Genomic DNA, 6018 nt, shown 5'->3' with positions numbered 1-6018 from the left:
GCCGGTGCTGCTGGCCATGATAGGCATCTGGTACATCAACTACTTTGGTGGCGGCAGCCATGTGATTGCACCGTACGACCAGTACCTGCATCGCCTGCCGGCCTTTATCCAGCAGCTGGACATGGAGTCCAACGGCAAGCAGACCCAACTCAATGGCAACCCGGTCAATTTTGAAACCGCGCCCATCATCTGGGGTGAAACCGGCATCAACGGCCAGCATGCCTTCTTCCAGCTACTGCACCAGGGCACGCATATTTCGCCGATCGACCTGATTGCCTCGCTGGAAAGCCGTGGCAGCCTGCCCGGTCACCATGAAATTTTGCTGGCCAACGTGTTTGCCCAGGCCGAGGCCTTCATGCGCGGCAAGACCGCCGAGGAAGTACGGGAAGAGCTGGCTGCGCAAGGCATGAAGGGCGATGCGCTGGAAGCGCTGGTGCCGCACAAGGTGTTTGCCGGTAATCGTCCCACCAATACCTTGCTGATGAGCTTCCTCGACCCGCGCAACCTGGGTTCGCTGATTGCGCTGTACGAGCACAAGATCTTTGTGCAAGGCGTGATCTGGGGCATCAACAGCTTCGACCAGTGGGGGGTGGAACTGGGCAAGCAACTGGCCAAGACCATTCACGGCGAACTCACCGGCAAGCTGAAAACGGCCGAGCACGACAGCTCCACCCGCCGCCTGATCCAGCTGTACCGTCAGGCTAACAAGAGCAAGTAAGCCCGATTTACATCAAACCCCTCTCTCGCTTTCCGGAAGGAAAGCGAGGCTCCCTTTCAGGGGAAGGGCGGGGGGATAGGGAATAGACGGAAAGGCTGCGGAATCAGTCTTTTAGTCGAAAGGCCCGGCTTTGCCGGGACCTGTGCCATCGCACTAAATTACATAGTCAGCAGCCTGGCGCCTCCCTTGCGGAGGCGTTTTGCATGATTCGGGCCGTCGGGATCGACAGTTGATCAGAAATTGTACTTGGCGCTGTAGATCACCGCGTTCTGGTACTCGGACGAGCCCAGCTTCTGGTCGGCATAGCGGTATTGCACGCCGGTGGTGAAGCGCTTGTTCACATTCCACCACAGGGCGATGGCACCGTTTTCGCCGGTGTTGTGCTTGTAGTTGGCCACGAATTCCTGCTTGCGGGCGAATTCGGTTTCATGCCACTGGGTCACCAGGAAGGACTGCCCGAAGGCGCTGAACGGGTAGAGCAGCACATAGCCCGCCATCCAGCCGTTGTAGCCGGAACCGATGCCGAAGGAGTCCAGCTCGTTGTGTGCGCCAATGAAGGGCTTGATGGTCAGGTCGCCGTACTTCAGTTCGGTGCTCAGGCCCAATACGCGGTTCTGGCTGAAGAAGTTGTTGCCACGGGTGTCGTAAACGTGTGCGTACAGCTGTACCGGTACGTTGCCGACCTGGGTCAGGTTGAAGCGGCCAATGGCCTTGGTGGTGTAACGGCGGTCGTAGCCGTTCAGGCCGTCGCCACTCTTGCCCGGGTTTTCCAGGTCGAAGAAGCCGTAGACATCACCCCAGTTGCCACCCATGCCGCCTTCGGCTTCCAGGTAGCCGAAGTCCTTCTTGCCGCTTTGCTCGGTGGTACGGGACGACCAGTCGAGGTAGTTGGCACTGACATTGGCAAAGGACCAGTTGTCGGCATGCGCCAGGGTGGAGCCGCTGATCAGAGACAGGGCCAGCAGCAGTTTGCGAGCTTTCATTTTTTCCGCCTAAGTGAACTTTTTTTATGTAAAACCCGCAGGGCAGACCATACGGGGGCGCGCAGGGTAGCGCACAAGTCTCTACATTGAAAAGTTTCAGTTCAAGCGACGTAACATTTCAGCAACATTATGAAAACGGGCTGTATTGCTGTTGGACAATATGCAGCAAATGTCGTCATCAGCGGACATTGGCTGGCAAGTAGGCGCTATCCGGCCAGCCATAGCGCAGCAGGCTGATGCTGCCGCTGGCAGAAAATTCGACGCCCTCTTGTTCCAGCAACACGCGCTGCCAGTCGGCCTGTTCACTGCCGGGGCGGGACAGGCGGCCGGCACTGTTCACCACCCGGTGCCAGGGCAGGCCGTGGCCGTCCGGCAGGCTGCCCAGCAATTTGCCGACATGACGGGCGTGGCGTGGAAAGCCAGCCTCCACCGCCAGCACGCCGTAGCTGCTGACCCGGCCGGGCGGTATCTGCCGCACCAGCGCCAGCACCGCCAGTTCGAAGGCGGGCGACATCAGCGGAAGCGGGCGTCCGCCACGAAGGGATTGTGGCGCTTTTCATCGCCAATGGTGGTGAGCGGGCCGTGACCGGGAATCACCACGGTGTCGTCCGGCAACAGGAACAGCTTTTGCTGGATGGCATCGATCAGCTGCTGGTGATTGCCCATGGGAAAGTCGGTACGGCCGATGGAACCCTGGAACAATACGTCACCGGCCACCAGCACAGCGGCAGCGGCGCTGTAGAACACCACATGGCCGGGCGTGTGGCCCGGGCAGTGGATCACCTGCAGCGTTTCCTGGCCGATGCTGACCGTATCGCCCTCGTTCAGCCAGCGTTCCGGGGTGAGGGCGGGGCTGGAGGGAAAGCCGAACATGCGGCCCTGATTGGGCAGCTGGTCCAGCCAGAAGCTTTCGCTCTGTTCCGGGCCTTCAATCTGTACGCCCAGTTGGGCGGCCAGTTCACCGGCACCGCCAGCGTGGTCGATATGGCCGTGCGTCAGCAGCAGCTTGGTGACGGTGAGTCCTTGTTGCGCGACCCAGGCGCGGATGCGGTCGATATCGCCACCGGCATCGACGATGGCGGCTTCACGTGTGACATCGCACCACAGCACGCTGCAGTTCTGGGCAAAGGGGGTAACCGGAATCAGGTGATACTGCAGGGACATGGCGGTGCTCGGTGCAATTGGGATGGCAAATTGTGGCATGGCAGGCCGCTGCGGCCAAGCTTGTCGGGGCGGGACGGCCGAAACTGGTAAAATCGCGCCATTCCCGCTTTACCGGAGGCCATGATGAGCCTGATTCCCGAAATCAAACCGCAGCAGTCGCTGGAGTTGCTCAAAGAACTGCATATCCTTACCCGCGACGGCAAGATCAACCAGGACACCCGCCGCAAGCTCAAGCAGGTGTATCACCTGTACCAGTTCATCGAGCCCTTGATGCAGGACGTGCTGCAGAGCAAAGGGGACGTCACCCTGGCCGACCACGGCGCGGGCAAGTCCTATCTGGGCTTCATCCTGTACGACCTGTTCCTCAAGGACAAAGATGCCGGTCGGGTATTCGGCATTGAAACCCGGCCCGAGCTGGTCAGCCGCTCGGAAGAGCTGGCCGCGCGGCTGGGTTTCGACCGCATGGGTTTTCTCAACCTGACGGTGGAGCAGTCCATCACCTCCGAGCAGTTGCCGGCCCAGGTGGACATCATCACTGCGCTGCATGCCTGCAACACCGCCACCGACGACGCCATCCGCTTTGCGCTGGCCAAGGACGCCAAATACATCGTGCTGGTGCCCTGCTGCCAGGCCGAGGTGGCCGCCGTGCTGCGCCAGAAGAAGAACGAGACCTTCGGCAAGACGCCGCTATCCGAGCTGTGGCGTCACCCCATCCATACCCGCGAGTTTGGCAGCCAGCTGACCAATGTGTTGCGTTGCCTGCAACTGGAAGCGCGTGGCTACCAGCTGACGGTGACCGAGCTGGTGGGCTGGGAGCATTCGATGAAGAACGAGCTGATCATTGCCAAGAAAACCGGCAAGGGCAAGCAGAGTGCCCGCGAGCGGCAGGAAGCCATTCTGCGCGAGCTGAACCTGGAAGATTTGCGCGAACGCTTTGTTTACTGAGCAGGCTCTGGCGGGGCGCTACGTGCCGCCAGCCAGTCGCGCAGATCGCCGCCTGCCACCAACTGGCGCTTGGCGGCGGCCGACAGGCGCTTGAAAGCGTATTCGGCCTTCAGCGCCTGCGATTTGTCGGCAAAAGGGTGAACCAGCGCAATGCGCTGTGGCGGGTTGAGCCGGGTGTAACGCGCGCCTTTGCCAGCCAGATGCGCGGCATAGCGCCGCGCCACGTCATTGCTGATGCCGGTGTACAGCGCGCCGTCACGGCACTCCAGCACATACAGATGCCACTGGCCGGAGGGGCTGGTGGTGTCAGCCTTGCTCATCGTCCAGCTTGGGCAGCGGGCGGATGCTCACCCGCTCGGTACGGTTGCCCTTTTGCTCGGTCACCACGATTTCCCAGCCTGCTTCGCGAATGCTGTCGCCCTGGCGCGGAATGCGCTCCAGCCGGTGCATCAACAGGCCGGCTACGGTGTGGAAGTCCTCTTCCTCGTAGTTGCCCAGCTCGATGTACTGTTCCAGCGTCACCAGTTCGGTGCTGCCCTCCACATCCAGACTGCCATCTTCGCCCTGTACCAGCGCCGGCTGTTCATGGCGTTCGTGTTCTTCCGGGAAGTCGCCGGCAATGGCTTCCATCAGGTCCTTCTGGGTGACGATGCCTTCCAGACTGCCAAATTCGTTCACCACAAAAGCCATGTCGGCAGCTTGCTGACGGAAGGCCTCCATCGCTTTCAGTACCGTCATGCCTTCCGGCAATACCAGCGGCTGGCGCAACGCGGCCATCACGTCCAGCGTCTGGCCGTCCAGCAACTGGGCCAGCAAGTCCTTGCGAGCCACGATGCCCAGCGGCTCGTCGATGCGCCCTGCACCCACTACCAGCAGGCGAGAGTAGGGGCTGTCACGCAGCACCTTGCGTTGCTGCTCGGCATCCTGGCTGATATCCAGACGGTGAATGTCGGAACGCGGGGTGGCAATCACCCGGATCGGTCGTTCGGCCAGGGTCAGCACGCTGTGGATCATCGCCCGCTCGTTGTGGGCAAAGGCTTCTTCTGCGTCCTCGTGCGGGCCTTCCTCGTGTTCCTGCTCGTGATGGCCGCCGTGTTGCAGCGGCGCATTGCCCAGCAGGCGCAGTACGGTATCGGCGGTACGGGAGCGGAAACTGTTACGGCTATTGAGAAAGCGCTGACGGTTGACGTTGGCAATCTGGTTGAACACCTCGATCAACACCGAGAAACCAATGGCGGCGTACAGATAGCCCTTGGGAATATGGAAACCAAAGCCGTCGGCAATCAGGCTGAAGCCGATCATCAGCAAGAAGCCCAGACACAGCATCACCACGGTGGGGTGAGCGTTGACGAAGCGGGTGAGCGGCTTGCTGGCCATGATCATCATGCTCATGGCAATCACCACGGCCAGCATCATGATGCTCAGGTGCTCGGCCATACCGATGGCGGTGACCACCGAGTCGATGGAGAACACGGCATCCAGCACCAGAATCTGCACCACCACGGTGGCAAAGGCGGCATAAGCCTTCTGGCCATTGCCTTCACTGTGCTCCACCCCTTCCAGCCGCTCGTGCAGCTCCATGGTGGCCTTGAACAGCAGGAACAGGCCGCCGCCCAGCATGATCAGGTCGCGGCCGGAAAAGCTCTGTCCCAGCACGGAAAACAGGGGGGCGGTGAGTTTTACCAGCCAGCTGATGCCCGCCAGCATGAACAGACGCATGATCAGCGCCAGTGACAGGCCCAGCACGCGGGCGCGGTCGCGCTGATGTGGAGGCAGTTTTTCGGCCAGGATGGCCACGAAAATCAGGTTGTCGACGCCGAGCACCACCTCCAACACGATCAGGGTGAGGAGGCCGAGCAGGGCATAAGGGTCAGACAGCCAGGATAAATCCATGATGTAAAAACGGGGTCCTTGAAAAGAAACAGTCAACACAATAACAAACCACGGCCTTCTTGTCCGTGGTGCAGGCAAAGCAAAGCCCCGGCAGTGCTGCAGGCCGGGGCTGGAGGAGGGTTACAGGCCGCCGTAAGAGTGCAGGCCGGTCAGATACATGTTCACCCCGAGGAAGGCAAAGGTGGTGACCAGCAAACCGATGACCGCCCACCAGGCCAGCGGCTTGCCGCGCCAGCCCTTCACCAGCCGGATATGCAGCCAGGCAGCGTAGTTCAGCCACACGATCAGTGCCCAGGTTTCCTTCGGGTCCCAGCT

The 6018-nt window shown here is 60.9% G+C and carries 7 protein-coding genes and 1 pseudogene; 2 read left to right on the top strand and 6 right to left on the bottom strand.

Annotation, left to right across the window (positions count from 1 at the left end; all coding sequences use genetic code 11):
- A pseudogene (locus JHD62_RS20925) lies at positions 1-718 on the top strand (glucose-6-phosphate isomerase); the annotation flags it as partial.
- Between the two features lie 233 nt (positions 719-951).
- On the opposite strand, the gene JHD62_RS20920 reads toward JHD62_RS20925, so the two are convergent.
- From JHD62_RS20920 to JHD62_RS20910, 3 genes are all read right to left on the bottom strand, one after another.
- Positions 952-1701 (bottom strand): outer membrane protein OmpK, encoded by a 750-nt coding sequence (locus JHD62_RS20920; protein WP_199104507.1) that lies wholly within the window; start codon positions 1699-1701, stop codon positions 952-954.
- 178 nt (positions 1702-1879) lie between these two features.
- Positions 1880-2215: an MGMT family protein gene (locus tag JHD62_RS20915; protein WP_199104506.1), complete on the bottom strand. Its 336-nt coding sequence runs from the start codon at positions 2213-2215 to the stop codon at positions 1880-1882.
- Complete coding sequence (locus JHD62_RS20910) at positions 2215-2865, bottom strand: MBL fold metallo-hydrolase (protein ID WP_304506265.1); 651 nt, start codon at positions 2863-2865, stop codon at positions 2215-2217. Before JHD62_RS20910 ends, JHD62_RS20915 begins: the two co-directional genes overlap by 1 nt.
- A 123-nt stretch (positions 2866-2988) precedes the next feature.
- On the opposite strand from JHD62_RS20910, the gene JHD62_RS20905 reads away from it, so the two are divergent.
- Positions 2989-3810 (top strand): SAM-dependent methyltransferase, encoded by an 822-nt coding sequence (locus tag JHD62_RS20905; protein ID WP_199104505.1) that lies wholly within the window; start codon positions 2989-2991, stop codon positions 3808-3810.
- Here JHD62_RS20905 and JHD62_RS20900 read toward each other — a convergent pair.
- From JHD62_RS20900 to ccsA, 3 genes are all read right to left on the bottom strand, one after another.
- Positions 3804-4130 (bottom strand): GIY-YIG nuclease family protein, encoded by a 327-nt coding sequence (locus JHD62_RS20900; RefSeq protein WP_199104504.1) that lies wholly within the window; start codon positions 4128-4130, stop codon positions 3804-3806. The genes JHD62_RS20905 and JHD62_RS20900 overlap by 7 nt on opposite strands.
- Positions 4117-5703, bottom strand: a complete 1587-nt coding sequence (locus JHD62_RS20895; protein WP_062788785.1) for a TerC family protein — start codon at positions 5701-5703, stop codon at positions 4117-4119. Before JHD62_RS20895 ends, JHD62_RS20900 begins: the two co-directional genes overlap by 14 nt.
- A gap of 120 nt (positions 5704-5823) precedes the next feature.
- On the bottom strand, positions 5824-6018 hold a 195-nt coding region (ccsA, locus tag JHD62_RS20890; protein WP_199104503.1), incomplete at its 5' end, for a cytochrome c biogenesis protein CcsA.

The organism is Aquitalea sp. ASV11 (assembly GCF_016429185.1).
In the GTDB taxonomy this organism is placed as follows: domain Bacteria; phylum Pseudomonadota; class Gammaproteobacteria; order Burkholderiales; family Chromobacteriaceae; genus Aquitalea; species Aquitalea pelogenes.
This window is presented reverse-complemented; position numbering and strand designations above follow the sequence as displayed.